Raw genomic sequence first — 26,052 nt, forward strand, 5'->3', positions numbered from 1 at the left:
AAAACTGAAGCTATTTATTTATCTTCGCAATCTGTGCAGGTTAATGACAAAAAACTTAGGGTATTTGGCGTCTCATGTTTAATTTTTCGCACTACGTGCATCGCATGTCTTTAAAAATTTCTGGGTTTTTACCTATATAAGCCGAAACGCGCTTACAAAGCGTTTAAGACAGCAAAAAACGTCAAATTGACAAGGGAGAATTTGAATGCTAGCTACTACGGGGTTTCTTTGCCTTTTTTCCTGCTTAGTAAATTTCTTAAACACTTGCGGTGTAGGTTAGTTGCAAGTTAAAAGCAGCTAAATCGCTCTTAATCAAGCGTTTTAGAATAAAAAAAACGCCGATATTTTAGTACATGGTAAATAGCCAACCACCACGGGGTTTCTTTTGCCTTTTTTTTCATTTGGTAAATTTTTTAAATATTTATGGCTAAAGATTGCACGAATGTTGCAATTACAAAAACGATTTCTACTAGGGTATCACGCACTGGGATGACACCATTCTTTTTCCTGGATCCAAGTAGTCAGGGCACTGGGATGACAGCTACCCTGACAATCGTCACCCCGCTGCTTGTTAGCGGATACCGCGGCGGTATGACGTAGAAGTTATACTTTTATGCTTACCAACTTAATAAAATTCCTGGATTCCAGTGTCAGCTACTTTCATGACACCAACAGTTGATATTGGTTTGTTGCTTTGCTAGCCAACTACTAGCTATGCCTCAAGTTTCCTATTCAAAATTTTCAATATCAAATCCAATTCATTTGGATTATCATACCGTATCATAACTTTACCCTTAGAATTGTTGTCATTAATTTTGATCTTTAAACCAAGTTGAGAAGATATAGCGCCTTCTATTACTGTCATATCTTGATTTCTAGTATATCTCTGCTCTTTTTGATTGTTGTTTTGATGTAGGTCCTTTATCAGTTTTTCAGTTTGTCTAACGCTTAAGCCCTGAGAAACTATTTTTTCTGCAATACTTTCCGCATTTTCAACATTAATCAACGCTCTTGCATGACCCATAGACAATTTTTTCTCATTGATCATTGTTTTCACCCTATCAGGGAGCAACAACATCCGAATCATATTGGTTATGTAGCTGCGGCTTTTGCCTATAGCTGAAGCTAATTCCTCATGTGTATAGAAAAACTCATCTATCAGTTTTCTGTAAGCTTCACCTTCCTCTATTGGATTAATATCTTGCCTTTGTATGTTTTCAATAATGGATACTTCCAAGCATTCCTTGTCGCTCAGATCTTTTATGATAACCGGTGCACTATCAAGATTTGCAATCTTGCTTGCTCGCCAACGACGTTCTCCAGCTATTATTTCATAACCATCATCATTTGAATCTTTGCGTACCACGATAGGCTGTATAATGCCACTTTTCTTTATCGAATTTGCAAGTTCTCTTAATGACTCCTCGTCAAAATGTTTCCTCGGTTGAAATTTGCTTGGGTGCAGTAATGAAACAGGCAAATGCTCTTGTCGATCTTCTTTATTATCATAATTATCGCCTATGAGGCCGGCAAGACCTCTGCCGAGGCGTCTATCATCCTTCATACTACGCCCTCGCTTACTAGTTTCTTCTCCTTACAACTGCTCGCGTGCTTTTTTAAAATTTCCCTTGCCAAACTTATATATGCTTGTGCACCAGGACACTTAAGATCATACACAATAGCGGGTTTTCCATGAGAAGGCGCTTCTGATAACCGTACGTTACGTGGAATAACAGTCTCATACAATGGGATGATAGTTTTGTATACTTTATCATTTAAATACTGGCAAATATCGTTTTTAATCTGTTCACTGAGTTTGTTGCGCCTGTCATACATTGTTAACACTATCCCTTCTATTGCCAAAAAAGGGTTTAGGTTATTCCTTTTTATTAGCTCCACAGTTTTAACTAAATGGCTTAATCCTTCCAGAGCAAAAAATTCACACTGAAGAGGAACAATAATAGAATTAGCAGCAGTCAAAGCATTTATGGTCAGAAGCCCAAGTGATGGAGGGCAATCGATGATTATATACTCATAATTATCGCGTATCTTCTCCAATGCGCTTTTTAGTACGAATTTTCCTCGCTCAAGTTGCGATAATTCAATTTCTGCAGCTGACAAATCAACTACTGACGAAATTAGCGATAAATTCGGAATTTCCTTTATATTGAAAATTGCCGATTCTATCAATTTATTTTCGCTGCTTAGTAGTATTTTGTATATGTTTTTTTCTTCCCTACTACGATAAGAAATCCCGAGTCCGGTGCTAGCATTTCCTTGAGGATCAAGATCTACCAATAAAGTGCTTTTTCCCACAGCAGCAAAGGCTGTCGACAAATTTATACTAGTTGTGGTTTTGCCAACTCCACCCTTTTGATTTACTATTGCAATAATCTTGCTCACGCCTTTTATCTTATGTATAAAATAATTCTATTGTATATATGCAAGAAACTTTTGCATTAGAAAATTTTTTTGTTGCTAACCACACTAAAATTAGACTGTCTTTTTTGCTTTGTGTAACACACTTTGAACCTTGTTTCCTAATTCATTCAGAGTGAATGGTTTTGGCAAAAAGTGAAAATCTTCTATATTGATGTCATCACTCTTTAAAAAAGCATCTTCTGCATACCCAGAAATAAAAATAACGTTGATATTTGGCCTATGGATCAATGCTTCTTTAACTATTTCTGGGCCGCTCACCTCTGGCATGATTACATCAGTGATTATAAGATCTATATGTTGACTTTTTTTACTGATTATTTCTAGCGCCTCGCTGCCTATGCTTGCTTCTATTACATCAAATCCTTTTCTTTTGAGTGCTTTAGAGATGAATTCCCTTACTGAATCTTCATCTTCGATTAATAAAATTATACCATTACCTTTAATTTCACTTACTACCGGTTTTTCTGTTTCTTCACTATCTTCCTCTCTATCATTTTCATCTGATATGTAAACCATGGGCAAAAATATGCTAAATTTAGTTCCATGATTTACTTTGCTAGCAACATAGATGTATCCTTCAGTTTGTTTAATAATGCCATATACAGTAGAGAGGCCAAGACCTGTACCAGAGGTAATATCTTTGGTAGAAAAAAATGGATCAAAGATCTTTTCAGTTGTATCACTCGTCATTCCACATCCAGTATCAATTACTTCAATCACAACATAATTTCCATGTTCAATCGCTTCCTTGTCTGGAGAAAACATATCCTGAGGTGTAGAATTTAATGAGTCAATCTTTTGATTAAAGGTTCGTATAGTTAATTCTCCGCCCTTTTCCATAGCAGCACTAGCATTGACTGCTAAGTTAAGTATAACTTGCTCTAATTGCCCTTGATCAGCCCTAACAGCACCCAAGTCTCTACCATAATAAATATTAAATTTTATATTTTCACCTATTAATCTTTTTATCATTTCATAAAGATTAGCTATAGTATTATTTACATCAATAATTTTTGGCTGCAAGGTCTGTCTTCTTGAGAAAGCAAGCAATTGTCTTACTAAATTTGATCCACGCTTTGCATTTTGCTGTATCTGTATTATATCTCCAAAAGATGGGTCACCAGCTGAGTGTTGGAGTAAAAGCAAATCGCAAAATCCTATTATCCCAGTCAATATATTGTTGAAATCATGCGCAATACCACCTGCTAACTGCCCTATAGCTTGCATCTTTTGATAATGCTCAAGCTTTATCTCTAGGTTTTTGTGTTCAGTATTGTCAATAAAATAACAAAGTATGAAGATCATTTTATTATGAAGAAACTTATTGAAATATATTTTTATGTTATTACCGCCGTTGAGCTGTACATCAAAAGACGCATTATTTATTCTATTACTCGAAAAATATTCACGTATTTTCACATGATAACTATCCAATATCAACGTAAAGATTGAATTATTATCTGACCCTGCAAGCTTTATTAGTGCCGTATTTTTCTTTACAAAGTTGCCGTTTATGTCACATTGTGCAATAGCAATTGATGAATTTGCAAAACAAGGGTGTAATTGATAATCAACAATATTTGATTCGGTTGGTGTTATAAAGCCATATATATAGCTATGGTTGTATTTATCACAAAATATAGCAGTGCTCATATAAGCCTTGAATGGAATACCACTTATAGTAAAAAACAAAATTTCATTATCGGTTGTTGTATTGTTATATTTAGATTGAGATATAAAATCACTGATTGAGCTACCTTTTTCCAGTTTTTTTAGTTCAAATATGTCTAAAAATCTTTTATTTACAGATAAAATCACCCCTTTGGCATTTGCAATGTAAGTTCCTATGCTGTGTTTTTCTATTAACTCTTCATATATCTGCTCCTTGTTTATCTGTGTTGCTTTTAATACAAAATACCCATCTGGCCTTGCTATTGGCACTAATGATAAATTTAAAATCTTATTACTATTTATAGCAATTTGGGGATTATCTGGTATCGGCTCAAAGAGCAAAAGAAAGTTAGATACTCTATTCTTCTTGTTTAAGGAAATGCATACCTGTACAGAAGAGTTATTTTTTAGTGCATGATAGAGTACTTTTTTGTCTGCTTCTGAAACATCTCCTATTTCAAGAATCTTGTCTAACGTAATGTCATCATCTATATGATCTTTAAACCTTTCGTAGAACCTTGCATCAGCATAAATAATACCTTCATCTTTATGTAAAATAAGGCAAAATTCTGTATTATGATTTAGTGCATTTGCAAATATTGCATTTTGAAATTCTATAGTATTAAGTAGGTATCTGTAGCGTTTTACATTATACATCATAAAGAGAGTTGTTAGAATGCTAACTAATAAATTAATCTCTATATTAATATGCTGACTATATATATCAAAAAAGTAGAGTATCGATATTGCTACTGGAGGTAAGAGCATAATAACTGCCATCACAACAATTGACATTCCATAATTTCTTAGTATGAAGTCAACCCTGTTCTCTTTTTTGTTATCTATGTATCTTTTATTCATTATTGTTACTTGGCATTGTTGTACATACGAAAATGTTCTATTATATTGATTTAATTATTATAGATTTATTAACGTCTTTGATAGATAATTATCATCCAAATCTAATTAAGTTCCTTAAATATCAGATATAACAATGTTAATAAGCTAGCAAGAGGATATTATGGAAAAACAAAAAACACAAGCATTTAAATGGTTCTGTGCACTAAGAGATAAGATTATAGAATCTTTCTTATTAATTGAAAAACAATCATCCGCAGAGCCAAAAATCGAAAAGAGAAAGTGGGATCGCCCAGGTGGTGGAGGTGGTGAATCTACAATTATTTTTGGTAATGTTTTTGAAAAAGTTGGAGTAAACGTTTCAAAAGTACACGGAAAATTTGCAGATTCAGCCATTAATGAAATTCCTGGTGCAAGTGAAAGTAACGGAGAGTTCTGGGCAAGCGGTATATCTTTAGTGTCTCATATGCAATCGCCCCTTATCCCTGCAGCACATATGAACACAAGGCTGATATATACTTCAAAACAATGGTTTGGTGGAGGAATGGATTTTACGCCAATATATAAAAATGAAGAAGATTGCAAGTATATCCATGAATCAATCAAAATGACATGTGATAGATTTGACACCGGATATTATCCAAAATTTAAAGAGCAATGTGACAATTATTTTTTCTTACAACACAGAAAAGAGCCACGTGGTATTGGTGGCATTTTCTATGATAATCTGAGTTCTGGCAACTGGGAAAACGATTTTGAGTTCACAAAAGCAGTAGGTGAAGCCTTTTTGGAAATTTATTTGCACATCATACGTAAACATATACAAAAATCTTGGACAAAAGAACAACGAGAAAATCAATTAATAAAACGTGGCAGATATGTAGAATTCAATCTGTTATACGATCGTGGCACAAGGTTTGGTTTAATGACTGACGGCAATCCAGATGCAATTATGATGTCAATGCCACCACTTGTTAAGTGGTTATAGAGAGCTGCTATTAGTAGAAAATAAATCATCATAGTTTAAAATTGTACCATGGTAGTGAGCTTTTATATAGGGGGTATAATCATGGGCATAATAGATAATTTTTTAATTAAATCTGTCAAAAACAATGACATAAAAGGTGTTAAACTGACTCTAATTCTCTATGATGCATTAAATAGTTTTAGAAAATTCTTTTCAAAGACTATGTCTCTCAAGAATACAGGATCATTTGATATAAATAATAATCAAGCTTTAAATCAGGCTTTAGGACATGCTACAGATCACAAAATAATGGAATTGCTGATTAATCGTGGAGCTGATATCCACTCAATAGATGAGAATGGAAAGAATGTTATAATTCGTGTTATTGAGAGTTTAGCAGAATCAAAAAATCTAAAATTGGATAGTGAGAAAAACTTACCAGCAGAGATAATTCTTCACCCCACAGTTTCCTTTTTACTAGGAAAAGGCGCAGAGTATTATTCTACAGATGATTTGAATGTTGAAGCTATACAACAAAAACCTCCTAGAACCTCTGAATATGAGCCAATAACTATGTACGCTGAGGTGAACAACAATGTAATACCACCTCAAAAACCTTCTAGAACTTTTGAGTATAAGCCAAAGAGCACTAATTATGATGCTTTGCCTTCAAAAGAGCCAATTTACGCTGAGGTGTATGATGCTAAGGTTAGTAACTCATTAGGGGAGAATGGTTATTTGAGTGTATCAGAAGAATCTATTTATGCTGAAATATATGATTCACATAAAAAATCCACTGAAAATTTATCATTGGAAGATAGTGGTTATTTGAGTATATCAGAAGAACCTATTTATTGCACTATAGATGATCTTTCAGAACAAAAAAGCCTACTAGCCTAAAACAGAAAGAGCCAGAACAGTCGTCAGAACCTATTTATGCTAGGGTAGATTTGTCCAAGAAAAGAGCAGAAAGAAAAGCAAAAGACATAAAAGCTAATTCTGGAACTTGCCATGGGTTAGTGCAAGATAAAGTGAATGATTGGCAAGTGAAGCTAAATGAGCTAAGTGCTAATAAGTCGATAAGTCAGCAACAGACTAATGATCAAAAAATTAAGACCAAGGCTGGCTTTAGTGTAGAAGAAATAAGGCAGAAATATGAGCGTAGAGATTCTGGCTACGATTCTGGCTATGATTCCGATACAAAAGTTGAACAACAATTAGAATTAGCTCCTAAATCTGAGATAGGTTCAGTGAGTATTGAGCATGGAGTAATAGGAGGCTGTCGATATAAGATTACTGATATATCCCTCTAACTATGTGATTCAAAATAATTGAATTGACTTTATATATGTAATCGATATAACCTAGTTAGATTCAAGTTGACTCTTTCGTCTAGTGGTTAGGACACCACCCTTTCACGGTGGTAACACGGGTTCAAATCCCGTAAGAGTCACTCAAGTAGAATATAATTAAAGTTTTGAATGGGAAAAATTAGGCTCTATGTTGAAGAAGCTTTATCACAAGGCGTGAGTTTAGCACTTAATCCACAACAAAGTCACTATATTTGCAATGTAATGCGGCTTAAGAAGTATGATAATCTCTCTCTTTTTAATGGAAAAGATGGAGAATGGTTAGGAGAAGTAGTTAATATATCGCGTAAATTGACAGAAGTTACACCCAAAGAATGCACTAAACAACAGCAATATGAGGAAAATTTATACCTGTATTGTGCCATGGTAAAAAGTGCTGCTTTGAACAACATAGTAAGACAGGCAACTGAAATGGGAGTAATCTGCATTCAATTTATTTCAACGGAACGTACAGTGGTAAAAAATATTAACCTAAGTAGAGCAAAATTACAAGCAATCGAAGCAGCGGAACAATCAGGTAGGATAAGTATACCAGAGATTTTGCCTCCTATTAACTTTTGTGAATTACCTGATTCCCAGAGTAAAAATTTTGTTTTGTGTGATGAAACAGGTAAAGCTGACAAAGTGCTGAAAGGCAAAAAAAATGTTGCTATTATTGTTGGCCCTGAAGGTGGTTTTTCATCTTATGAACTTGATCTTGCCGATAAGTTTTGTCAAAAATTGAGTCTAGGAAAAAGAATTTTAAGGGTCGATACTGCTGTAGTTGCTGCACTCACTTTCACCAATTGGTGTAGCTAGATTTTTAAATATGACTAAGGTTTGGGTCATAAAGAAATCTGGTTCAGTGTTGCGCGCACAAAAACCCTGTAGACTTTCTACGAAGCAGTCTGTTGTTAAAGAGGAGCTAATAAAAAACATATTCTAAGATAATATTAAATCTCATATTATATTTTTTCTAAAGTAAACAAATGAATCTTGCATTTTGCCTGAGTTATTGATACTCTGAGTAAAGAAGTCGGGGCGTAGCGCAGCCTGGTAGCGCATTTGGTTTGGGACCAAAGGGTCGGGAGTTCAAATCTCTCCGCCCCGATGTTAGTATAATTGTAAGAACGCTGTAACATAAGAGCAATCTCCATCAGTAAGCAAGTAGCTGACACTGGAATGACATTATTTACCATGTAAATTATGGCATATTACATTTTAACGCTCAAGTTTATAAAATAATTGACAATGTTAATTTTCTAATTTATAAATAGATTTTGAAATGATTACCGAAGGAGGTATAGAGTTTGATAGAAGTATCAGTCCATTATGGTGATGTAGACAGAGCTCTTCCAGTATTGAAAAAAACAATTCAAAAGGAAGGAAGAGGGTTGAAAATGAAAAAACAATATCATGAAAAAAAATCAGAAAAAAGAGCTAAAAAGAAAGCTGAAGCTAAAAAAAAGAGGTACCAACAAGAGTGCAGAAGGCAACGTTATGGTTGGTAGTTTGTACTCAAGTTAATAGTTTATCATTGGTTATTTTATGAATATTCACGAATATCAAGCGAAAGAAGTTTTGCATAAATTTAATGTCCCAGTGCCAAAAGGTTTTGTTGCTACATCTGCAGAAGAAGTAAAGACTCAAGTAAGTCAATTAAAATCTGACGTGTTTGTAGTTAAAGCTCAAATTCATGCAGGTGGTAGGGGTAAAGCCGGTGGCGTAAAGCTAGCAAAGTCAGTTGAAGAAGCTCAACAGTTTGTAAAGGACATGATTGGTATGACTTTAGTTACTCATCAAACAGGGCCAAGCGGGCAGCAAGTAAGAAAAGTGTACGTTGAAGAAGGCTCAAGCATTAAGAAAGAGTATTATTTAAGCCTGGTAATCGACCCGAAGCTCAGTAGGCCAATATTTATATTTTCCTCAGAAGGTGGAATGGACATCGAAGAAGTGGCAAAAAATTCTCCTGCAAAAATTGTGAAATTTGATATTGATCCTGCTACAAGTTTTGATAGCAGCAAGTTAAGCAGCAGTTTTCATTTGAGTCCAGAACAAATAGAAAAGATATCGAACATTGCAAAAAAAATATATGATGCGTTTATTGCAACTGATGCGAGCCAAATTGAAATTAATCCACTGGTTGAAACAAATTCTGGAGATTTTATTGCGCTCGATGCAAAAATTAATTTCGATGATAATGCTTTATATCGTCACCCAGAAATTATGGAACTTCGTGATTATGATGAGGAAGTGAAAGAAGAGATAGAGGCTTCAAAGTATGGGCTCAGTTACATCAAAATGGATGGCAGTATTGGTTGCATGGTAAATGGTGCAGGTCTTGCTATGGCAACAATGGATATAATAAAATACTACGGAGCAGAGCCTGCTAACTTTTTGGATGTTGGTGGTGGAGCGAGTAAAGAAACTGTAACTGAAGCATTTAAAATCATATTGTCTGATAGCAACGTAAAAGGAATTCTGGTTAACATATTTGGTGGTATAATGCGTTGCGATATTATCGCAAGTGGAATTGTTGCGGCTGCAAAAGAAATGAGCATTAAAGTTCCTCTAGTGGTTAGATTATCAGGTACTAATTTTGAAGAAGGAAAAAAAATTTTAGAAGAGTCAGGATTAAATATTATTGCTGCAGATGAGCTAGATGAAGCTGCGCAAAAGATAGTAAAAGAGGTAAAATAAAGCATGTCCGTTTTAGTAAACAAAGATACAAGATTAATATGCCAGGGTTTTACTGGTGCACAAGGCACATTTCATTCAGAGCAAGCAATTGATTACGGAACGAAAATGGTGGGAGGTGTAACTCCTGGAAAGGGTGGGAGCACTCACCTTAATTTACCGGTTTTTAATACTGTAGCAGAAGCCAAAGAAAAAACCGGTGCAAATGCTACAGTTATATATGTACCTGCTAAATTTGCTGCTGCTGCAATACTTGAAGCAATAGATGCAAAAATAGAATTGATAATTTGTATTACAGAGGGCATTCCTATACTTGATATGGTGAAAGTTAAGCGTGCGCTTATCGGCTCAAAAAGTCGATTGATTGGTCCCAACTGCCCGGGAATTATTACCCCTGAAGAATGCAAAATAGGAATTATGCCTGGCCATATCCATAAGCGTGGACACATAGGAATTATGTCTCGCTCCGGAACTTTAACTTACGAGGCAGTAGCACAAACAACCGCTGTTGGTCTTGGTCAATCCACGTGTATCGGAATTGGGGGGGATCCAGTTCATGGTATAACATTTGTCGACTGTATGGAGCTCTTTTTAAAAGATAACGATACTCATGGTATTGTAGTTATTGGTGAAATAGGTGGAAACGAAGAAGAAGATGTATCACATTTTGTGAAAACAGAAAAAACTAAAAAGCCAATCGTTGGTTTTGTAGCAGGCCAAACGGCACCTCCAGGAAGACGTATGGGACACGCTGGAGCAATCATCTCTTCCAGCGGTGGAAGTGCTGGTGCAAAACTAGAAGTTATGCGGAGCGCTGGAATTGCAATTGCTGAAACCCCTGCAGTAATTGGTAAGAAGGTATTGGAAGTAATGCATCACTAGAATTAGGGTCACAAAAACCCTATATCACCAGTCATGAATACGTTATTTGCCCATTCGATTAATAACTTGCCTCCTGGTAAATTTACTGAAGTCTGTTGGGCAACCAGATATCCACGTAGTGTGGATGCAACAAGTGCTGCACAGGCTGCACTACCGCATGATGCAGTAATGCCTGTACCTCTTTCCCAAACTCTTAAAGCTATTTCTCCAGACTTTTCAACTTGTGCAATACTAACATTAATTTTCCGAGGAAATAATGCGTGATTTTCTAGCTTTGGTCCTAAATTTCGCAATGGTATTTCACTTATGTTATCAACAAAAAAAACTATGTGAGGATTGCCAATATTTACTGCAACAGGATCTTTTAGCATTTCAAGCTCTATAGGTAAGTGAAGAGTGTCACACTCAGTAGATAAGGGAATTTCATGCCATTTTAGCAAAGGTTTACCCATGTTAACCTTTATGGATTTATCACCCACTTTAAAACACTCTAAAATGCGTTTGCTTGTTAGCTCAATAATGGAGTATTCAGCACCTTTTTCTGACATTATCAAATATCCAACACAGCGTGCTGCGTTTCCGCACATTTCAGCTCGACTGCCATCAGCATTATAGATATGCATAAAACAGTCTGCAGCATTAGACATTGTTATAATTATCACTTGATCACAACTGCTTTGATCAGCAATTTGTCTATGGTTCCAGTCTAAATTGTTTGTTGAACGTGAGTCTATGATAACGAAATTGTTACCAGTGCCGTGCATTTTGATAAAATTTTCAGAATTTTGGCCACTCATCATAAAAAAATATTTCTTCTATTGGTCTTCTTTTCTTCTTACTTGTTTCAGCACCCTCTTCTTCGTAACCAACCGCTATCACTGACATTACGTTAAAGTCATTGGGTATATTGAACTCTTTCACTATTTTATCTCTATCAAATCCACCCATTTGATGGGCCATTAAGTTCATAACTGCAGCTTGTAACATAAGTCCATAATTCGCTGCACCAGTATCGTGATTAGCCCAAAAATTTTCACCTTTATCAGATTTGCGGAAATTCTTAGCGCTTAAAGATATGATTAACACTTGTGCATCTTTTGCCCATTTTTGATTAGATTCATCAAGGCAATTTAGCAGCTTTTCCCATGCGCTTTGATTGTTCTGTTTGTTGCATATTACGTATCTCCAGGGTTCATCACCAAAACATGAGGGAGTCAGCCTTACAGCTTCCATTAAAATATCCATGTCTTCCTGAGATATTGCTCTTGTAGGATCGTATGAACGTCCGCTGTGTCTTGCTTTCATCAACGATAATAGATCTTGTTTACTCATCATTTTTAATTTAATAGTGCATAAATAATTCATTGTAGCACAATATAAGCAAAATTTAAATTGCAAAACCTCTCATACACATATATTACATTTAATAAGTTATTTTTATTGGGAAGGTATGTTTATAACACAATCTAGCAGCAGATCAACACTGGCTGAAATATTGTCTTGCGTTTTACTTTTATTCTTGATGGCTCAAATAAGTATACCATTGCAGCCTGTGCCTATCACATTGCAAACTTTAGGAGTAATGCTTATTGGGCTTAAATTTAACCGCAGAACAGCATTCTATTCTGTGCTTACATATCTATCACTTGGTGCAGCAGGATTGCCTGTTCTTGCAAATTTTTCTGGTGGTTATCACGCTCTCCTTGGACCAACAGGTGGATATTTAATTGGCTGTTTAGCTGCTGTTATGGTAATGAGCAAAGTAAATGAATTACTGAACTCTAAGTATAAATCATTTGTATGTAATTCTTTAAGTTGTCTGGCTGGTACAGTTGTAATCTTTATTTGTGGTGTTAGTTGGCTTGCTGTTTACTTGGGTCTGGAACAAGCAATAATGGTGGGTGTTTTACCATTTATCCTTCCTGGTTTGATAAAAATTTTTCTACTTGTAGCAGCTTTGCAATATTTGAAAAAATGATAAAATTTCGCCCTCATCATTTTATGTGCACCCTCGCGTTTCGGGGATATGGGTATTCTCAGGGTTTTGTAGAAAATTATAAAAGGATAGCAAGCAAAGTAATTAGTACTCAAATCGAAGTAGTTGGTAACCTTGATAATATCTGTAGTGCTTGTCCAAATCAGACTAAACAAGGTAAATGCACCACACAAGCTAAAGTTTTAGAGCTAGATAGAAGGCATATGGAAATTTTAGGAATTAAAATTGGCGAGACTTTGACCTGGAGTGAAGCGGTAGAAAAGATTAGGGAGAAAATGTCTTTAGAGAAATTCGAGTACGCATGTGAGGGGTGCAACTGGCAGCCATATGGAATATGTAAAAATGCCCTTTTAAATCTACAAAGGTAGTTGACAAAATGTGTGCGCCAAGAAGTGCGTAAGGAACAGTTGGTGAAAATCCAACACGGGTAAAGCTTAGCCGGCAACCTGGAACAAACCATTATGCTGCGTAAGGTAACGAGCGTAGTAAAGCTAATGGAATGGACAACATAGGGTGCAACGAAAGTGAAGGTATTGAGTCCCGTAATTCACGCGTCATGGGGGCTGACACTTTACATTTGGTGGAAGGCAACATGGGTAATAACGCTAAGGCAAGATATTACTCACCTCATCGGGATCGAAGGCCGCGTCATGTGTTGAGATGGACCTTACGTGAACTTGGGAGATCCTTTGTATTCCTGTAAGGGTACTCTGGAACAAGTCAATAAAGGCGAGGACTGGAGGAAGATGCAAAGGAAGTCGGACTAACTGATAGTACTCGGAGTGTGGGAAAGCCACATACAAGGGGAAGCGGTTAGCAATATAGTGACTGGTATAGGGATTGCTATACCAATACAACAGAGATTGGAGGAGTATGCAAGGAAAACTAAACCAGATAGCAGTAAGGGCTAAGCAAGATAAGCGAGTAAAATTTACATCATTAGTTCATTTGATTAATGAAGAGAATCTTGCAGAGTGTTATAAGGAACTAAAACGCAACAAGGCTTGTGGTATAGATCGTGTGACAGTGGAAGCTTATGGAGAAAATCTAGAAGAGAAACTTAAAACACTAGTGGATAGTATGAAGAGAAAACAATATCAACCGCTACCAGTGAAAAGGGTATACATACCCAAAGCCGGGAGCAAAGAGAAGCGCGGTCTCGGAATACCATCAACGGAAGATAAGTTGGTACAGGTAATGCTAAAGAAGATATTAGAAAATATTTATGAAGCAAACTTTATGGACAGCTCGTATGGATTTCGACCAGGAAGAAATTGTCATCAGGCGATAAACGCTCTAGATAAAGCAGTTATGCACAAACCAATTAACTATATTGTAGAAGTGGATATCAAGAAGTTCTTTGATAATGTTCAACATAAATGGCTAATGAATTGTCTAAGGGAACGAATAGCTGACCCAAATTTATTGTGGTTAATAAAACGATTTCTAAGATGTACAGTCCCAGAGTGTGATGGTATGATAAAATATGAGAAAAAAATACCATCAAAGGAGGAGTTATGGGACAAATATTGCATGGGTGCGCCAAAACAACACAGACGATTCGTAGAGCAATACAAAATAGAAAAGAGAGCATAGCAAAACTCTCCAAGCATTATAACCTTAATCCAAAAACTATTATTAAGTGGAGAAAACGTTCATTTACGAAAGATGCTGATATGGGTCCAAAGCGTCCAAGATCGACTGTTTTAACGCTAGAAGAGGAAGCTATAATAGTTACATTTCGCAAGTATACACTACTGCCACTAGATGATTGCCTTTACGCTCTGCAGTCTACAATTCCGCATTTGACTCGCTCTAGCTTGCATCGTTGTTTACAAAGACACAACATTAGCAGATTACCAACTGTTGATGGAGAAGTTAAGTCAAAAAAGAAATTCAAACAATATCCTATCGGTTACTTTCATATTGATATTGCTGAAGTTAGAACTGAGGAGGGCAAATTACATTTGTTTGTTGCTATTGATAGGACATCCAAATTTACCTATGTTGAGTTGCGTAACAGTGCTACAAAACCCATAGCTGCTGAGTTCTTACGTAATTTGATTAGAATTTTACCGTATAAAATCCATACTATTTTGACAGATAACGGTATACAATTTACAAACCAGAAGCGTCATAAGTATGCTTTCCAACATATATTTGATAGAGTTTGCGAAGGGAATGTTATTGAACATCGTTTGACAAAAGTTAGCCATCCTTGGACGAATGGGCAAGTCGAGCGTATGAATAAAACTTTAAAGGATGCTACAGTTAAGAAGTATTACTATCAATCGCACCAGCAACTTAAAGAACACCTTTATAACTTTGTTATGGCTTATAATTATGCAAAGAGACTCAAAACTCTTAAGGGTCTTACTCCTTATGAATTTATATGTTATCAGTGGACACAGTCTCCAGAATTATTTATACTAAATCCACACCATCACACTCTGGGACCATACATAGCTACTTCGGAGTTAGCGGAAATTATCGGTGTTTGATTCAATTCTATCGACCGGTAACAAAGTTAGCATTTAAGTGGATAAACCGACGTAGTCAAAAGAAAAGTATGGATTGGGAACAATTTATACACTATTTAAAAGTAAATCCATTACCAAAACCAAAGGTATATGTTTCTTTATACACAGGAGCACTAGTGTGAACGCTGTATTGTGGAGCCGTGTGCGGGAAATCCGCAAGCACGGTTCTTTTGGGGAGACTATGGTTATGAGACCAAATCGCTGGTTTCAAGGTCATGAGTCTCTACCAGACTAAGATAAATTGAAGCATTTTTGTGGAAATAAAGCGAAATATGGAAGACAAAAGATAAATGCATTCTGAAAGGCTACACAGCATGTTCGTCCCGCTAATTAATAATATCTTTATTATTGTATGAGATAGGTAATTTAGCATTTATGAATTTGTAATGTGTTGCATATAGCTCAAAGAAATAAGGTTTACTGGTTACACGCTGCAGCCAATGCCACAACACTAGGACCTATGTTTATCTGCATGTTAATTTGCGTTGTGATTTTATGGAGGTCTTCTGTTACCTATGCTAGTGAAAATTTGGAGATACAGAAGGCCTTTGATAGTGTTGTCAAGCATATAAAAGCTGATAAAAAATATAAAGATCTTGATGTTATTGAGAGAAAAAGTGATAAATTTAACATCAAAATTGCGCAGAATTCTGGCAAGAGTTTTGACATATACTCTACTTTAAAAAAAGCAAAAGATTCCTTTGAATCAGGAGATAATGAAACAGCTATTTCTCTCCTTAATCAGATCATTGCAAAGTTTCCTTATCATAAAAATGCTTTAATTGGATTGGGAAATATTTATTACGCTAATAAAGAATACAAAAAAGCTGTAGAGATTTACACAAGACTGTTAAAAGAACACCCTAGTAACCCTTACATATTAAAAAATTTTCTGACGATAATCTCACAATATAATCCTGATCTGGCGTTGAGTGAAATGTTAAAATTGTATGATATACATAAAAATTATGCTCCTTTATTAGCAAATTTAGGTATGATCTATATGAAAAAGGAGGATTATGTAAAAGGTAAAGAGTATATGATAACTGCTATTTCCCTCGATGAAAACAATATTTTTTATACTTATAATTTAGCTGTTATTCTAGATAAACTTTCAGATTTTCAAAATGCTACAATATTCTACTTAAAATTGTTGAACATGGCTACAACTTCGAAAGATGTGAGTGAAAAAATACCTTTATACAAAGTGACAGCAAGACTAAAATTTATAAAACTTCACAGCACGCACTCAAAGATTTCATAAAAGCTTATAGCTCACCTAAATCTAATTTATCGTATCTGTTCAAGGGAGTGGCTAATGTGCAAATATTGAAGCAAAGTGTGTGAAACACAGATGTACGAACATTTGTTTGCAAAGGTAATTTACACAACAAATGCATAACTGTACGAACATTGTGATTTTGGCCCATCAGGAGGGTGTCATCCCAGTGCTTGACACTGGGATCCAGGAATTTTATTAAGTTGGCGAGCATAAAAATAGCTGTTTTATGTAAAAATACAACGTTTTAATGATTATGAAAAAGCTGGATTCCAGTGGGCTTTGTTGCATAGCAACTGAAAAAATCTGGTGGCTACTGACAAAATTCATTATAAAATAGCCATTTAACCTTGAAAGAAAAAATATGCCACAAAAAATGAGGGTCAGTAACCATAGCGAATATAACAAATTTCTAGAAAAAAGAGGAAATATTTTTCATTATATCAACGAAGCCATAGAAAAGTGGTACGAGAATGGTCCAAAAATACCAGGTGGCAACAATATTTATAGCGATAAAGTTGTAATTTTGGTGCACATAATAACTTGTTTATTTAGAATAGGCCTGAGGCAAACAGTTGGGTTTATAGCAGGATACCTTGAGCAAATTGGGAAAAATTTGCAAGTTATCAGCTATTCACAATCATCAAGAAGGTTTAAGAAACTCAATATTAAGATCAATGATTGCAGAATTGATAAAAATAATATGGAAGATATCGAAATTGCTATAGACAGTACAGGAATTAGTATATACAACAACACTCCTGGTCATAGCAAAGAAAATAGCGAAGATAGAAAGTATCGCAGCTATGAACAGACAAGAAAATTGCATGTAATGTTGAATACAAACAGCAAAAAAGCCATAGCTGTAAAATACAGTAACGGTGTCTACTCTGATCACTATGGAGCTTGTGATTTGCTAAAAGAAGTCGATTTTCAGTATGTCATAAAAGTACTATATGCAGATAGGGCATATGACAGAGAAAAGCTCTATAAGCTGTGTAATCAATATGGTATAAAAACGAAAATTCCTCCGAAAAACAACGCAGCAGAGCATCCAAAGTTAGACTATATGGCTGAGAGAAATTCTGCAGTCAAGCTCATAAAGTCATATGATGAAGATAGTATAAAGAAGTGGAAAAAAGAGATGAGTTATGGAAAAAGATCTTATATAGAAAGTTTTTTCTCGCGACTGAAACAAACATTCGGGTTTAGTTTTAGGAATAAATCTGAGACAAATAGAGAGAAGGAACTACTTGTTAAATGCTATTTGCTCAATAAGTTCACTGATATTGGTATGGCTAAATTTGAGATAGCTTCATAAATTTATTGTGCGTTACCTACTATCCGAAGAGCAATGCAACAAAGCCATTCCAGTGTCAAGCACTGGAATGACACCATTCTTTTTTCTGGATCCCAGTGTCGGCTACTTGGATGACACCATTTATTGTAAGGACTTACCTCACATTTACTCTATGATTATCTTTTTAGATCACCTTGTCTACCTATTTTGCCACTCTGCTGAACGGATACAATTTATTGCTATTTTTGTTTACAATAATAATATTGAGGTATAGAATTAGATCTAAAGGGGCAATTAGCTCAGCTGGTAGAGCATCTCGTTTACACCGAGGAGGTCGGCAGTTCAAGTCTGTCATTGCCCATTTGCTTAACTGAATGTTAGTATTATTAATTACTTCAATTAAAGTATAGAAAATGCAGGATAATATAGTACCAATCTCAATAGTAAAAGAGCTGGAAGATTCTTATCTTTCCTACGCAATGAGCGTTATCATAAGCCGGGCTATACCTGACGTGCGGGATGGATTTAAACCTGTTCACAGGCGCATATTATATGCAATGTCAAGAGCTGGATTCGATGCCGGTAAGCCATATAAAAAGGCAGCTCGTATAGTTGGGGATGTAATGGGGAAATATCACCCACATGGTGATGCAGCTATTTACGATTCCTTGGTTAGAATGGCCCAAGATTTCTCTCTTCTTTTACCACTTGTTGATGGGCAAGGTAACTTTGGTTCGATAGATGGAGATCCACCAGCTTCAATGCGATACACAGAAGCAAGACTTCAAAAAGTGTCGCACTTTTTACTGAATGATATTGATGAAGATACAGTTAATTTTAGGCCAAACTACGATGGAAATGAAACAGAACCAGTTGTGCTGCCTGCAGAGTTTCCGAATCTATTGGTAAACGGTGCAAGTGGTGTTGCAGTTGGTATGGCAACCAATATTCCTTCTCATAATCTTGGAGAAATAATAGATGCTTGTATATTATATGTAAATAATCCTGAAGTTACTTTGGATGAGTTACTTGAAGTGATGCCAGGGCCGGATTTTCCAACTGGGGGAACAATTCTTGGAAGGTCTGGAATAAGATCAGCATTTGCAACTGGTCGTGGATCAATTGTTGTGCAAGGCAAGACTCATATAGAAGATCTGCCACAAGATAGGCAAGCAATAGTGATTGATGAAATACCTTACCAGGTAAATAAAGTAAAATTAATTGAGAAGATAGGTGAGCTTGTAAAAGAAAAAAGAATTGATGGTATAACAGAAATTAGGGATGAGTCCGATAAGTCTGGTATTAGAGTAGTAATTGACCTCAAAAGAAATGCTGAAGCAAGTTTTATACTTAATCAAATATTGGGGCTAACTCCACTAAGAAGTAGTTTTAGTGTTAACACTTTAGTGCTCAATAACAACAGGCCTGCTTTGATGTCATTGAAAGAAATCATAACTGCTTTTGTTGATTTTAGAAAAGAAGTATTAATCAGGAGAACAGAATTTCGTCTAAGAAAAACGAGGGAAAAAGCTCATATATATATAGGGCTCTACATTGCGGTCCTCAGCATAGATGAAGTGATAAAAATCATCCGCGGTGCAAAAGATCCTGCGGAAGCAAGTAGAGAACTTTTAAATAAAGAATGGAAAACTTCGAATGAAATCAATACTATTATCGAGTTGATTTCAGATAGCGCAAGCTTTTTGAAAGATGGAGTGTATAGATTAACTGAACTACAAATTAAAGCTATCCTTGATATGAAACTGCAGCGTTTAACAGGCCTTGAAAAAGACAAATTAGAAGCTGAGCTAAGTTCAATGATCAACCTGATAAAAGAATATATCGCTTTTCTTGGCTCAGGAGAGAAGTTGATGAAAGAAATAAAAAACAATCTACAAGAAATAAAGAACAGATTTGCTGTGCCGCGAAAAACTTCAATAGAAGAGTCAGACGCGGACATTGAAGCTGAAGATCTAATTCCACAAGAGGATATGGTGATAACCGTAACTATGAATGGTTATATCAAGCGTGTAAAACTTTCTCACTACAGAACTCAGCGTCGTGGTGGAAAAGGAAAGCTAGGACAGGGATTAAAAGAAGAGGATGTAATCACAGAATTATTTGTTGGAAATACCCATACTAGCTTTTTATTCTTTTCTAACATTGGTCGAGTTTATAGATTAAAAGTTTATAAGTTACCTCTTGCAGAGCCAACCGCACGTGGAAGAGCACTTGTTAACATATTTCCGCTTAGCGATGGTGAAACTATAACTAATATCATGCCATTGCCAAGTGAAAATGACGAAAATCAAAACATAGTTTTTGCTACTGCCTATGGAAACATAAGGCGTAACTCCTTAGCGGACTTTCACTATATTCCAAGCAATGGAAAAATAGCAATAAAGCTCGATGAAGGAGACAAATTAGTATCGGTTAAGGTATGTAATGAAATTGACCATGTTTTACTTTCAACAACGCTTGGAAAAAGTATCAGATTTGTTGTAAGTGATGTGCGTCAATTTAAGAGTCGCAATTCAGATGGCGTAAGAGGTATCAAACTTGTAAAGAATGACAGCGTGATATCCATGACCATATTAAATGGGATAGGTGTAGCAACAGAAACAAAAGAACTTTACTTAAAAGTTCCACTTGCAAAAAGACTGGGGACTGCAATTAATAACTCCATTGATTCTAAATTGGAAAAGACTTTGAATGATTTAGGAATAGATAACGAATTATTCTTAAAACTTGCAGTGAATGAGGAGTTTATATTAACTATTACTGAAAATGGCTTTGGTAAAAGAACTTCTGCGTATGAGTATAGAGTAACTAACAGGGGTGGTGTTGGTATCACCAATATTCTTACTACTAGCAGAAACGGTAATGTTGTTGCTAGTTTTCCAGTTGAGCAGGGTGATAATATAATGCTTATTACAGATAAAGGAAAGTTAATTCGCATTTCGGTCAATGAGATTAGAATTGCAGGACGCAGCACTCAAGGAGTCACTCTGTTTAAAACAGAAAGTAGAGAAAAAGTGGTGTCAGTAGCAAAAATTGAAGATCCTGATTCCACTGAAGATAGTATTTTTGAAGTTGAAAACTCTATCGCTTCTTAACCGTAGTATAGGTTAAACAAAAAGCGCAAGTTTTTGTTGATTAATACGCAGTATTTAAATTAAAATATATACTTATGGCTAAGTAAAGATCAATGGACAAAAAATTAACTAAAAATAAAAAACCACCTCCTGTTAAAGATCTTACTAAAAATAAGAGTAGGAGAGATTTTATAACATTAACTACATGCGCTATGGCAGGTATAGGAGCTGCAAGCGGACTTTGGCCACTGGTTAAATCTATGAATCCTTCTGCTGAAGTTCTAGCAACTTCCACAGTGGAGGTGAATTTGTCTGGAATTCAGGAAGGACACGGAGTAAAAGTAAAGTGGCAAGGTAAACCAGTATTCATTCGTAGACGCACAAAGCAAGAAATTGAGGCTGCAAGAGCTGTGAATGTGAAGAGCTTGAGGGATCCTCAATTAGATGAGCAGAGAGTATACGAAGGAAAAGACGAATGGTTAATTATGCTTGGAATATGTACACATCTTGGGTGTGTACCGGTTGACCACGCTACAAGAGATGGTAATGGTTGGTTCTGTCCTTGCCACGGTTCATATTATGATACATCAGGTCGAGTAATTGGGGGTCCTGCACCGAAAAATATGGCTGTACCTGATTATTTTTTTCCCAGTGAGAATGTTGTGGTAATTGGCAAGAAGGCTTAACGAATATAAATAAACTCGTTAAAAAAAACTCACAGGATCAACATCTATTATCACTGCAATACTCGAATTCAAGTTACAATTTTTAATCCAATATTTCAGCTTTTTTTGTATGGATAGACTATGCTTATTGTGTATTTTTAATAATACCCTATACCGATACTTATTATTTAAAAAATTTATCGCTGCTGGTGATGGGCCAAGAATTTCAAATTCCTTTTTGTCTACACCTACATTTTTTTCCTGGATACAAATAGTTGAGCTACTTGAATGACAGAGAAGAGATTTTACTATTTCATTCGCTGCTTTTTGTGTTGCAATCTGATTCTTACCACAGATTATAAGCGCTATTAATCTGCTAAATGGTGGCATTTTGGCTTCGCGTCTTGACTTAAGTTCGATTTCATAAAATGAGTCTCTTTTTTGATGCAGCAATGCTTTTATTATTGAACTTTCAGGATTATTGGTTTGCACTATTACCATTCCTTTTTCATTAAACCTTCCTGATCTGCCTGCAACTTGGTGCAATAATTGATACGTCTTTTCCGCTGCTCTCAAATCAGAATTTTCGAGACTCAAATCTGCATTCATTACTCCAACCAAAGTTAATTTGGGAAAATTGTGCCCTTTAGCAATTATTTGTGTGCCGATTATAATGTTCACCTCTTCTTTCAATATCAAGTCAATTACGTTACTAACCGACTTCTGATCGCTGCTTATCATCGCAGTTTTTGCGTTTGGTATTAATTTCACCATTTCTTCAAGCAACCTTTCAATTCCTATGCCGTAGAGGGACAATGGCTGTTCACTTTGGCAATTAGAGCATTTCTCTGGAAGTTTTAATTGATAAGAGCAATGATGGCACAAAAGAGCATTTTTTTTCTTGTGATATGTAAGCCAAACAGCACAATTTAAGCAGGAAATTTTATATCCACACTTTTTACAAATTGCCAGTTGTGCATACCCTCTGCGGTTTAGAAAAAGCATAACCTGCTGTTTTTTCTCTATGGTTTGTTTGATGCTTTCAAAAAGCTCAGAGGAGATCCATTGCTTGTTGTTCCTCATATCTACTACTTTAATGAGTGGCAATTCTGCACCACCAAATCGTTTAGTTAGCTTTACATGATTGTAATTCCCGTTTTTAACATGATGAATCGTTTCAAGCAGTGGAGTAGCTGATGATAAAATAATCGGAATATTTTCAAATTTGGCTAAGATTATCGCCATATCTCGAGCATTATATATAATTCCCTGTTCTTGTTTAAAAGATGAGTCGTGCTCTTCATCAACGATAATCAATTTTAGGTTTTTATAAGGCAAAAAAAGCGCTGACCGTGCACCAATAATTATCTGCGCATTTCCATTTGCTATATTGAGCCAATTATTCCGGCGAGTTTTTGGAGTGAGCCCTGAGTGCCATTCAACTAAGTTTTTTGATATCTGACCGCGAACACGATTTACCAATTGTGAAGTTAAAACAATTTCAGGTAGGAGGATTAAAATTTGTGTATTACCTTCTCCTGATGTCATTTCAACATATTCTGGTGTCATACTAGTACGTGGCAAAGACGGTATGCTAAATGTTACAGTGGGTTTTGCCTTGAGTATAAAGGTGTCATTCCAGTGCTTGACACTGGAATCCAGGAATTTTGATTGTAAATTAGGTATTGGTTTTAAGTTAAAATAAACATTTGTAATGAGGTTATATGAAAAACTGGATCCCAGTGTCAGGCTACTCGGATGACACCCTCTTGGTAGACCCAAATCACAATGTTCGTACAGTTGTGTCTCTGGGCACTGGGATGGTAAAGTCTGAGCAGCATTTGGAACGGCAGTGTAATTCTTAATCAATTGTGCAATCACAGAGAGATAAACTTCCGTTTTTCCAGATCCTGTCTCACCGTCAAGCAAAGTCACTGAATACTCGTTCAAATTGCTGATTATTTTATCACTAGCTATCTGCTGTTCAGGGCTTAATTGGCAACTTATTTCACTTGTTTCCTGCTTTTGTTCAACACAAACCAATTTATCTATGTGATTTACTTTTAACACTCCTCCCATTATCACTTTGGCAAGCATACCAATAGGTATTAAATTGTATTGTGCAACCCACTCTGCAAATGCAATCAATTTTGGTCTAATATTTGGTAAATCGATTTTTTGCTCAATAAATTTTAATTCTCGGTTACTTTTATCACTGTATTTCCAAACTATTCCGATTAAGCGTTTTTTGCCAAATGGCACCACTACGTAATCTCCAAGTAAAATCTCAGTATTTTCCTCAATTGCATATGAAAATAACTGATCAATTGGAAGTGGTAGTAATACGTCAACTGTTTTTGCCATAGTGATTGAGTTTAACATTGTTTTAAAGAGCTTGTAACTTTATTAAGCTTGGCAATATAGATGAATCGGTACAGAGAAAATCTTAACGTTTAACACATTTTTCATAGTACAGACCGTATGATTGATAAATAAAATGATTTATAGAATTTGTGGAGGCTACCAATGGTCAACGACAAGATTACTTTGAACTTTGAAATAGAAAAAGGCAAACCTATAGATCGATACTACTTTTCTGCACATATAAAGCTTACAGATGAAAGCAAAAATCTTTTGCGCGAGAAGCTTGGCAGTACAATTCAATTCGATAATCTAGATGATCACTTCAATCTTAACCATGAGAATTTTTATATCTACTACAACAAATATAGTGAGCACAATGGTAGAAGTGAGCTACACGTTAGGGATGATAACGGTAAATATTTAACCTCCAATCTTCCACTTAATTACTATGGATTCTCAATGGAACTATCACCTGACGGAGCGTCAATTGCAGATTATGGTTTTTATCCTCTGTATGCAATCTATAACCCAAATCACTATGATAAAGCAAAGGAAAAAGTATTTGATGATCACGGTGAATTGTCACCAATTGCATCAAATGTGTTAGATAATTTTTTAAGCAACACAAATAGCTTAACCACACAAGATATATTACAAAATGTATTCTCACAACTGCAGAAGAAAGCTGATGAAGAAGCAGAAAGATTGGCAAGAGAGAGAGAAGCAGAAAGACAAAGGGAGGAAGAGTTAAATGAAAAGAACGAGGAGTTAAAAGAACTTGTAGAAAAGGATGAGATTAAAATATTCAAAGTGGTAAAAGGTAATGATTTAGGTAATGGGCATTCAGCAGTAGTTTTACAACTTGATGGGGAAGAAGGTGACAAGATACCTCTCGACTCTAGTAAATACTACATAGCAGAGTATAGACACCACCCAGAATGGGAAGGCGATGAATATTTAAATTTTGTTAGCCCTGATAGTGATATGCTGGTTAATTATGAAAACTTATTTTTTGTGCTCAATCAAAGCTCCTACTCAGACTTTGAAAGTGGGTTTTATTCAGAAAACAGAACCGATCCCCATAATTATGCTAAATATTCAAAGGAACCATATTTGAGTGGTGACCAGCTATCTGAAAAATTATCTAATGAATTGGAGGAAGATAGCAATCAGATAGGTACTGAATTTACAATTGATGATGAGCAAGTAGACGAAGAAGTTGTGGTAGAGAGTGAAGCCAAGTCTGGGGAGAAAGGAACGGTTGGTGAGGATAACGCAAAAAATACTATACAGGAAGAAGAATCTAACTATATAGATCAAATGCAAGCGGATGATAGCAGCAGTTATAAACCAGCTTTGCAAAGCAATCGTGATGATTATGCTGATACGAAAAAAGCTCTGCAGGAAAAATTGCATGGAGATGAAATACACAAGCAAAGTAATGAGAAAGCTCAAAAAGATATAGAAGTAAAAAAAGTAACTGTGGAAACTGACAGTAGCAGTAATAAGACTGAAAAACAAACAAAACCAACAGAAGATGAACAAGAAACTGCTATGGCAAGTGTGATAGAAAATATGGATAAAAATTCTGATATTGAAGCAGAAACTTCTAACAGTGTTGCAAATTCACAACATCCCTTAAAAATAAAGACAGGAAGTCCTCTTGAAGTGGGAAAGTATAAGGTGGAGCTGCAAGTGACATATGATGATGTAAAGAATTTTTATGATACCGTACGTGGTAAATATCATGCTGGCGATGGATATAACTACGAACAAGTAATGGTTTTATATAATGAAATTGTTAGGCCCGCTCACAATCATCATTACGAGCTGTTTACTCTTGATGAAGCACATGTTGCTAATGATCACCTGTTTATCAAGGGTCAGGATTTTGGAACTCTAAATGATTTTAATGAGATGTTCTATAAAAGTGATGAGTTAATGTGA

At 35.6% G+C, this 26,052-nt stretch carries 25 protein-coding genes and 3 tRNA genes; 22 read left to right on the plus strand and 6 right to left on the minus strand.

The window, feature by feature from the left end; all coding sequences use genetic code 11:
- Positions 1 to 423 precede the first annotated feature (423 nt).
- A complete protein-coding gene (locus HUB92_RS03335) occupies positions 424 to 600 on the plus strand; it encodes a hypothetical protein (RefSeq protein WP_179943664.1) in 177 nt (58 codons plus the stop codon).
- 112 nt (positions 601 to 712) lie between these two features.
- On the opposite strand, the gene HUB92_RS03340 is transcribed toward HUB92_RS03335, so the two are convergent.
- The 3 genes from HUB92_RS03340 to HUB92_RS03350 form a co-directional block, all read right to left on the minus strand.
- On the minus strand, positions 713 to 1,564 hold the full coding sequence (locus HUB92_RS03340; protein WP_209472355.1) for a ParB/RepB/Spo0J family partition protein: 852 nt from the start codon (positions 1,562 to 1,564) through the stop codon (positions 713 to 715).
- Positions 1,561 to 2,403: a ParA family protein gene (locus tag HUB92_RS03345; protein ID WP_006280226.1), complete on the minus strand. Its 843-nt coding sequence runs from the start codon at positions 2,401 to 2,403 to the stop codon at positions 1,561 to 1,563. Before HUB92_RS03345 ends, HUB92_RS03340 begins: the two co-directional genes overlap by 4 nt.
- A 90-nt stretch (positions 2,404 to 2,493) precedes the next feature.
- The gene (locus HUB92_RS03350) at positions 2,494 to 4,974 is read right to left on the minus strand and encodes an ATP-binding protein (protein ID WP_151807519.1); all 2,481 of its coding nucleotides are present in this window, start codon (positions 4,972 to 4,974) and stop codon (positions 2,494 to 2,496) included.
- A gap of 160 nt (positions 4,975 to 5,134) precedes the next feature.
- Between HUB92_RS03350 and hemF the strand changes: the two genes are divergently transcribed.
- From hemF to sucD, 9 genes are all read left to right on the plus strand, one after another.
- Positions 5,135 to 5,959, plus strand: coding sequence for an oxygen-dependent coproporphyrinogen oxidase (gene hemF, locus HUB92_RS03355; RefSeq protein WP_064124995.1), 825 nt, complete (start codon positions 5,135 to 5,137; stop codon positions 5,957 to 5,959).
- Positions 5,960 to 6,040: 81 nt separating this feature from the next.
- Entirely contained in the window at positions 6,041 to 6,838 is a 798-nt protein-coding gene (locus tag HUB92_RS06780) for a hypothetical protein (protein WP_244663027.1), read from the plus strand.
- 50 nt (positions 6,839 to 6,888) lie between these two features.
- On the plus strand, positions 6,889 to 7,251 hold the full coding sequence (locus HUB92_RS06785; protein ID WP_223823129.1) for a hypothetical protein: 363 nt from the start codon (positions 6,889 to 6,891) through the stop codon (positions 7,249 to 7,251).
- Positions 7,252 to 7,319: 68 nt separating this feature from the next.
- Positions 7,320 to 7,391 (plus strand) — tRNA-Glu (locus tag HUB92_RS03365).
- Positions 7,392 to 7,419: 28 nt separating this feature from the next.
- Positions 7,420 to 8,106: a 16S rRNA (uracil(1498)-N(3))-methyltransferase gene (locus HUB92_RS03370; protein ID WP_006279818.1), complete on the plus strand. Its 687-nt coding sequence runs from the start codon at positions 7,420 to 7,422 to the stop codon at positions 8,104 to 8,106.
- Positions 8,107 to 8,324: 218 nt separating this feature from the next.
- Positions 8,325 to 8,398: transfer RNA gene (locus tag HUB92_RS03375), tRNA-Pro, on the plus strand.
- 199 nt (positions 8,399 to 8,597) lie between these two features.
- Complete coding sequence (gene rpsU / locus HUB92_RS03380; RefSeq protein WP_006279819.1) at positions 8,598 to 8,798, plus strand: 30S ribosomal protein S21; 201 nt, start codon at positions 8,598 to 8,600, stop codon at positions 8,796 to 8,798.
- 37 nt (positions 8,799 to 8,835) lie between these two features.
- Positions 8,836 to 9,987 (plus strand): ADP-forming succinate--CoA ligase subunit beta, encoded by a 1,152-nt coding sequence (gene sucC / locus HUB92_RS03385; protein ID WP_006279820.1) that lies wholly within the window; start codon positions 8,836 to 8,838, stop codon positions 9,985 to 9,987.
- Positions 9,988 to 9,990: 3 nt separating this feature from the next.
- Positions 9,991 to 10,866: a succinate--CoA ligase subunit alpha gene (gene sucD, locus HUB92_RS03390; protein WP_010963102.1), complete on the plus strand. Its 876-nt coding sequence runs from the start codon at positions 9,991 to 9,993 to the stop codon at positions 10,864 to 10,866.
- 8 nt (positions 10,867 to 10,874) lie between these two features.
- Here sucD and dapF read toward each other — a convergent pair whose 3' ends face one another.
- Together dapF and HUB92_RS03400 are read right to left on the minus strand one after the other, a co-directional pair.
- On the minus strand, positions 10,875 to 11,663 hold the full coding sequence (gene dapF, locus HUB92_RS03395) for a diaminopimelate epimerase (RefSeq protein WP_006279822.1): 789 nt from the start codon (positions 11,661 to 11,663) through the stop codon (positions 10,875 to 10,877).
- Positions 11,644 to 12,231 carry a nitroreductase family protein gene (locus HUB92_RS03400; RefSeq protein WP_095742826.1) on the minus strand — a complete coding sequence of 196 codons (588 nt, stop codon included), beginning with the start codon at positions 12,229 to 12,231 and terminating at the stop codon, positions 11,644 to 11,646. Before HUB92_RS03400 ends, dapF begins: the two co-directional genes overlap by 20 nt.
- 85 nt (positions 12,232 to 12,316) lie before the next feature.
- On the opposite strand from HUB92_RS03400, the gene HUB92_RS03405 reads away from it, so the two are divergent.
- The 11 genes from HUB92_RS03405 to petA all read left to right on the plus strand — a co-directional run bounded on the left by HUB92_RS03405 (position 12,317) and on the right by petA (position 21,762).
- The gene (locus HUB92_RS03405) at positions 12,317 to 12,844 is read left to right on the plus strand and encodes a biotin transporter BioY (RefSeq protein WP_151807512.1); all 528 of its coding nucleotides are present in this window, start codon (positions 12,317 to 12,319) and stop codon (positions 12,842 to 12,844) included.
- On the plus strand, positions 12,841 to 13,230 hold the full coding sequence (locus HUB92_RS03410) for a DUF1284 domain-containing protein (RefSeq protein WP_209472357.1): 390 nt from the start codon (positions 12,841 to 12,843) through the stop codon (positions 13,228 to 13,230). Before HUB92_RS03405 ends, HUB92_RS03410 begins: the two co-directional genes overlap by 4 nt.
- Before the next feature lie 414 nt (positions 13,231 to 13,644).
- The gene (locus HUB92_RS06955; RefSeq protein WP_255324786.1) at positions 13,645 to 13,773 is read left to right on the plus strand and encodes a hypothetical protein; all 129 of its coding nucleotides are present in this window, start codon (positions 13,645 to 13,647) and stop codon (positions 13,771 to 13,773) included.
- Positions 13,736 to 14,458: a reverse transcriptase domain-containing protein gene (locus HUB92_RS03415; protein ID WP_244663028.1), complete on the plus strand. Its 723-nt coding sequence runs from the start codon at positions 13,736 to 13,738 to the stop codon at positions 14,456 to 14,458. Before HUB92_RS06955 ends, HUB92_RS03415 begins: the two co-directional genes overlap by 38 nt.
- Complete coding sequence (locus HUB92_RS03420; protein ID WP_209473371.1) at positions 14,380 to 15,363, plus strand: IS481 family transposase; 984 nt, start codon at positions 14,380 to 14,382, stop codon at positions 15,361 to 15,363. Before HUB92_RS03415 ends, HUB92_RS03420 begins: the two co-directional genes overlap by 79 nt.
- A gap of 427 nt (positions 15,364 to 15,790) precedes the next feature.
- The gene (locus HUB92_RS03425; RefSeq protein WP_010082043.1) at positions 15,791 to 16,666 is read left to right on the plus strand and encodes a tetratricopeptide repeat protein; all 876 of its coding nucleotides are present in this window, start codon (positions 15,791 to 15,793) and stop codon (positions 16,664 to 16,666) included.
- Positions 16,667 to 17,045: 379 nt separating this feature from the next.
- The gene (locus tag HUB92_RS03430; protein WP_209472359.1) at positions 17,046 to 18,002 is read left to right on the plus strand and encodes an IS5 family transposase; all 957 of its coding nucleotides are present in this window, start codon (positions 17,046 to 17,048) and stop codon (positions 18,000 to 18,002) included.
- A gap of 7 nt (positions 18,003 to 18,009) precedes the next feature.
- Complete coding sequence (locus tag HUB92_RS03435) at positions 18,010 to 18,255, plus strand: hypothetical protein (RefSeq protein WP_209472361.1); 246 nt, start codon at positions 18,010 to 18,012, stop codon at positions 18,253 to 18,255.
- A 14-nt stretch (positions 18,256 to 18,269) separates the two neighbouring features.
- Positions 18,270 to 18,342: transfer RNA gene (locus tag HUB92_RS03440), tRNA-Val, on the plus strand.
- Between the two features lie 52 nt (positions 18,343 to 18,394).
- Entirely contained in the window at positions 18,395 to 21,097 is a 2,703-nt protein-coding gene (gyrA, locus tag HUB92_RS03445) for a DNA topoisomerase (ATP-hydrolyzing) subunit A (protein ID WP_070356997.1), read from the plus strand.
- Between the two features lie 92 nt (positions 21,098 to 21,189).
- Complete coding sequence (gene petA, locus HUB92_RS03450) at positions 21,190 to 21,762, plus strand: ubiquinol-cytochrome c reductase iron-sulfur subunit (RefSeq protein ID WP_209472363.1); 573 nt, start codon at positions 21,190 to 21,192, stop codon at positions 21,760 to 21,762.
- A gap of 18 nt (positions 21,763 to 21,780) precedes the next feature.
- Here the strand turns inward: petA and priA are convergent, their stop codons facing one another.
- Entirely contained in the window at positions 21,781 to 24,123 is a 2,343-nt protein-coding gene (gene priA / locus HUB92_RS03455) for a replication restart helicase PriA (protein ID WP_209472365.1), read from the minus strand.
- A 144-nt stretch (positions 24,124 to 24,267) separates the two neighbouring features.
- On the opposite strand from priA, the gene HUB92_RS03460 reads away from it, so the two are divergent.
- The gene (locus HUB92_RS03460; RefSeq protein ID WP_209472367.1) at positions 24,268 to 26,052 is read left to right on the plus strand and encodes a hypothetical protein; all 1,785 of its coding nucleotides are present in this window, start codon (positions 24,268 to 24,270) and stop codon (positions 26,050 to 26,052) included.

Origin of the sequence: Wolbachia endosymbiont of Wiebesia pumilae (assembly GCF_017869285.1) — a bacterium.
Classification (GTDB): Bacteria; Pseudomonadota; Alphaproteobacteria; order Rickettsiales; family Anaplasmataceae; genus Wolbachia; species Wolbachia pipientis.

What these genes read in the sequence shown, in the direction of transcription:
- petA (WP_209472363.1), top strand. Translation starts at nt 21,190, where the DNA reads ATGGACAAAAAATTAACTAAAAATAAAAAACCACCTCCTGTTAAAGAT.
- hemF (WP_064124995.1), top strand. Translation starts at nt 5,135, where the DNA reads ATGGAAAAACAAAAAACACAAGCATTTAAATGGTTCTGTGCACTAAGA.
- dapF (WP_006279822.1), bottom strand. Translation starts at nt 11,663, where the DNA reads ATGAGTGGCCAAAATTCTGAAAATTTTATCAAAATGCACGGCACTGGT.
- HUB92_RS03430 (WP_209472359.1), top strand. Translation starts at nt 17,046, where the DNA reads ATGCCACAAAAAATGAGGGTCAGTAACCATAGCGAATATAACAAATTT.
- priA (WP_209472365.1), bottom strand. Translation starts at nt 24,123, where the DNA reads ATGTTAAACTCAATCACTATGGCAAAAACAGTTGACGTATTACTACCA.
- HUB92_RS06780 (WP_244663027.1), top strand. Translation starts at nt 6,041, where the DNA reads ATGGGCATAATAGATAATTTTTTAATTAAATCTGTCAAAAACAATGAC.
- gyrA (WP_070356997.1), top strand. Translation starts at nt 18,395, where the DNA reads ATGCAGGATAATATAGTACCAATCTCAATAGTAAAAGAGCTGGAAGAT.
- HUB92_RS03350 (WP_151807519.1), bottom strand. Translation starts at nt 4,974, where the DNA reads ATGAATAAAAGATACATAGATAACAAAAAAGAGAACAGGGTTGACTTC.
- HUB92_RS03400 (WP_095742826.1), bottom strand. Translation starts at nt 12,231, where the DNA reads ATGAATTATTTATGCACTATTAAATTAAAAATGATGAGTAAACAAGAT.
- HUB92_RS03340 (WP_209472355.1), bottom strand. Translation starts at nt 1,564, where the DNA reads ATGAAGGATGATAGACGCCTCGGCAGAGGTCTTGCCGGCCTCATAGGC.
- sucC (WP_006279820.1), top strand. Translation starts at nt 8,836, where the DNA reads ATGAATATTCACGAATATCAAGCGAAAGAAGTTTTGCATAAATTTAAT.
- HUB92_RS03335 (WP_179943664.1), top strand. Translation starts at nt 424, where the DNA reads ATGGCTAAAGATTGCACGAATGTTGCAATTACAAAAACGATTTCTACT.
- sucD (WP_010963102.1), top strand. Translation starts at nt 9,991, where the DNA reads ATGTCCGTTTTAGTAAACAAAGATACAAGATTAATATGCCAGGGTTTT.
- HUB92_RS03370 (WP_006279818.1), top strand. Translation starts at nt 7,420, where the DNA reads ATGGGAAAAATTAGGCTCTATGTTGAAGAAGCTTTATCACAAGGCGTG.
- HUB92_RS03415 (WP_244663028.1), top strand. Translation starts at nt 13,736, where the DNA reads ATGCAAGGAAAACTAAACCAGATAGCAGTAAGGGCTAAGCAAGATAAG.
- HUB92_RS03410 (WP_209472357.1), top strand. Translation starts at nt 12,841, where the DNA reads ATGATAAAATTTCGCCCTCATCATTTTATGTGCACCCTCGCGTTTCGG.
- HUB92_RS03405 (WP_151807512.1), top strand. Translation starts at nt 12,317, where the DNA reads ATGTTTATAACACAATCTAGCAGCAGATCAACACTGGCTGAAATATTG.
- HUB92_RS03460 (WP_209472367.1), top strand. Translation starts at nt 24,268, where the DNA reads ATGGTCAACGACAAGATTACTTTGAACTTTGAAATAGAAAAAGGCAAA.
- HUB92_RS03420 (WP_209473371.1), top strand. Translation starts at nt 14,380, where the DNA reads ATGGGACAAATATTGCATGGGTGCGCCAAAACAACACAGACGATTCGT.